Genomic DNA, 3,124 nt, shown 5'->3' with positions numbered 1-3,124 from the left:
CAAAAAGAAAAACGCACCCTTAAGGTACGCATTAACACACTTCATTAGCACAACGAATAAGTGAAAATTGCAAAAAAAGTAAGGGAGATTTAACAAGAAGTCTTATTCTTGTCAAGGGTGTATTATACATTTCTTATGGTGTGTTAATGGTTGCCTTGAAGGTAAAAATATTCTCGTAAAAAGCAAAAAGAAGGATAAAAAGTGGAAACAAGTAAAAGCTTCTCATTTATGAGAAAATAATCTTGTTTTTCCGTAAAATATCATCGTTTAGTAAGGTTCATGTAAAATTGATACCATGAGGTGTTTTTGTTAGTGTGTGTGATGATATTCTTAAGGCTTATTCTTAAAACCTAGAAAATAAACCGCATGATGATGACAAATGGGATGAATTGTTAAGGATAAATTTCTATTGTTCAGAGCAAATAAGAGCCTCGCATAGTATTATGGTTTTCTCATTGCCAATCTGTGTATCTCATAGCATTTGCTGCTTGCATATCACAAGCGGGATTGGTGTATGGATGAAAATACTTGAAGATCAAGGAATAAAACAGTTCTTTATGAATCCTTTCAAGTGCAAGAGAGTGTTGCAACATTGGGGATTGGCAAAGCGGTGTGATGAGGCTGGCGTTTACGCTTCATAAGCTTGAAGAAGGGTGGGGCACTATGAATGTTTAAGCGATTTTACCCGAGAGCTTTTATGCTCTATGATGGGGGGTGGTTTTGAAGTGGTGGCAATGTGCATTGGCCAAGTGTTTCTTTAAAATAAGCGTTTCTTTAAAATAAGCGCGTGTTAAAATAAGTGCGTAAATTGGTAACACAAGCGTCTTCTGTTTGAGGCTTTTTATTTTATGTGAGGGGTGAGAGGATGTTTGGGAATGGATAAGCTTCGTACTGTAATCATATCCTGTAATTATATCTTTGACGTGGAGATTAAGAACGGAGCGGAGCGCTTGGCTCTTTTAATGAGGGATTAAATCTGTGCTGTTAGAATGAAAGATTATGCATAAATTTCTCTTTGAAGGCAATAGCTTATGCTTCTTTGAAACCCCATTATTTCTACGTGTATTTCTACGTGGGGTGGGTTTCTGGATATTGTCAAGCGGATGGGGAATTCAAATTATCCGGTGAGAGAGACAGTATACTGAGAATACACTTTGGCTCTTGAATGTGGATAGTTTGAATTCCTTTTAATATCCATGCTGTAGAAAAATTTGACCTTCCCAAGGGTGGTCTATGATGATGTTTATTGAAAGAGTGAAAGCTTCACATTGTCTGGTGATAGACGTAATAAAAGTATGTCGTAATACCAATTTATATACATGTTGCAAATGCCAAAGAGAGCTGACGTAATGAGCATTGGTATCCCGATCAATAGGGGCAGTGTTTCTCTTCCTCCTGTGAGGTATATTAGACAAAGAATTCCTGTCATTAATAAAAAGATTATCGACAGGATTTTCGTTACGAAAACAATGGGTTTACGAAAGGTTAAAAGAAAGAGGAACAACATATGTCTAAATGGACCCCCTTTACGTTTTTGAGGAGGAACAGACTGTGCCTCATTTAAAGTTGCTTCCTTATTTTCATTATTGTTAGAAATGAAGTATTTTTTCGCACAATGAGCGTTTTAAAGGTAATAATAGTATTAAAATGATAGTATTAAAAAGTATAATTTAGCTTTATCAGGATCATAAAATAAACATTTATATTTAGTCAATTAAGGGTGCTGTTAGGTGCTCTTGAAAGAAGCTTGCAGCGCGAAAAAATTGGAACTTCGTGAAGTTGCGGGTCGGTTGATCTTGACGAATGTCATTGCTGAGCAGGATAGAGAGTTACAGACAGTCTTTTGTGGTTGATTATAGAGTATGCGTAAACAAAGTGCGTTTACGATAAAGGAGTTTATAAAGAACTGCGGGATGCAATAAAGAGATGCCATAAAACCAATGAGCATTATACGGTGGTGATGCGTCTTATAATTTATTGTTTTAACAGGATTAAAAGGTGCGAAAATGGATGTGCTGAAAAGAGAGGGGGCGTGAGAGAAGAAAAATTGATCTGTAAAAAAGCAAATTAAGCCGTTGGGGAGAAGTTCAGGGAAGCTTTTTCGAGAAAGATGTTGGGCGGATTAACGAAAGGAGAAGCTCCTCTATTCGTTAAGGAAAAAAGAGAGGAGAAAAAGAGGAAAGTTTCTATGCTGAAGAGGCTACCTTCTGGCTGATATTGGGCTGCGTTTGCGAGAGTTGTTTGGGTGGAGTCATACGTTTTACCTCTTTGCAGCGATTTTATGAGAAAACAAAACGATGCTTTTGTGAAAATGCTTTTGTGCAAAAATAAACATAAGAAGAGAGGCTAGAGACAATAAAAGCGCAATCGTTGGGATTGGTATCTATGGGCGCAATAGATCAATAGATCAGTCTATTTCCTAAAGATTGAGATTAAAAGGAAAATGAAGGGGCTGCCTCTATCATGGGGAATAATGATGCCTTGGAGGTAACATGTTGGACGAGGGGGCGGTTTTGGACGAGGGGGCGGTGTTGGATGAGGAGGGGGACCAGAGCTTTGGGTGGGTCAGCGGGGTGAGAAGGGTTGGGGCGCGCTTGTTGAGCCGTATGAATGGTCAATCGGTGTGGGGTGAAGATTTGTTTTTGAGGGTGGATGAGATGTTCGTGTAGGATGAAGCGGTTTGGATGAGGGGGTGGTGTTTTTACAAAGAGCTGGGCTTGTAGGAGGGTGTGAAAGCCCTGTCAGGGGCAAGTTAAATTAGGGGCGCGCGATTTGAGCTGCTGGATATCGGTGTTAGGGAGAGGTTGTTTTTTCTGTCTTCACTTAGGTGAAAAAGCGTTTTTATATGTGGGCGTTAAGATTTGTTGGCTGGTCCCATTAATTGGATGACATGCCCCATTTTGCGGTGGGGGTGAACAGTGCTTTTGCCATATAAATGGATCGAGGTGTGCTCTTGTGTGAGAAAATATTTTAACGTGCTTAAATTGTTACCAAGAAGATTTGTCATTTGGCAATCGCTATGGCGATAGGGACTGCCTAAGGGAAGTCCGCAAATAGCACGGATATGCTGTTCAAATTGTGAAGTTATGCATGCTTTTTGTGTCCAATGACCAGAATTATGGAC

1 protein-coding gene and 1 pseudogene are annotated in these 3,124 nt (G+C 39.3%); one reads left to right on the top strand and one right to left on the bottom strand.

Features of this window, described 5'->3' with window-relative positions; all coding sequences use genetic code 11:
* The first annotated feature begins 1,730 nt into the window (after positions 1-1,730).
* Positions 1,731-1,853: a hypothetical protein gene (locus ACFIKE_RS08980; RefSeq protein ID WP_375625362.1), complete on the top strand. Its 123-nt coding sequence runs from the start codon at positions 1,731-1,733 to the stop codon at positions 1,851-1,853.
* Positions 1,854-2,854: 1,001 nt separating this feature from the next.
* Here the strand turns inward: ACFIKE_RS08980 and ACFIKE_RS08975 are convergent.
* Positions 2,855-3,124, bottom strand: a pseudogene (locus ACFIKE_RS08975) (5-(carboxyamino)imidazole ribonucleotide synthase); the annotation flags it as partial.

Origin of the sequence: Bartonella sp. MU70NMGDW (assembly GCF_042194085.1) — a bacterium.
Taxonomy (GTDB): Bacteria; Pseudomonadota; Alphaproteobacteria; order Rhizobiales; family Rhizobiaceae; genus Bartonella; species Bartonella grahamii.
This window is presented reverse-complemented; position numbering and strand designations above follow the sequence as displayed.